This window comes from Streptomyces beijiangensis, assembly GCF_017315755.1.
Lineage (GTDB): Bacteria > Actinomycetota > Actinomycetes > Streptomycetales > Streptomycetaceae > Streptomyces > Streptomyces beijiangensis.
The window spans coordinates 1-201 of sequence record NZ_JAFLRJ010001058.1 but is presented as its reverse complement, the minus strand read 5'-3'; the positions used below and the strand labels follow the sequence as shown (position 1 = coordinate 201).

General features: G+C 74.6%; 1 protein-coding gene. It reads left to right on the top strand.

Annotated features, from left to right (window positions below; genetic code table 11):
* The coding region (locus J0695_RS40525; RefSeq protein ID WP_206969809.1) for a hypothetical protein at positions 1–201 on the top strand (201 nt) is incomplete at both ends.

The following is a 201-nucleotide window of genomic DNA, read 5'->3' as shown; positions in this document are numbered from 1 at the left end:
GCGTACGCCGCATACCGCCGGGCCACGCCCTGATCCTGCGTGAGGGCTCCCGCGAGATCACCGGCTACGAACCGGTCGCGTCCCTCGCCGTCGCCGCGCCCCAAGTCGACCCCGTCACCGCCGTGGACGGAGTGCGCGACGCCCTGATCGAGGCCGTACGGGCAAGACTCACCGCCCCGCGCCACGCCCCCGAAACCCCGC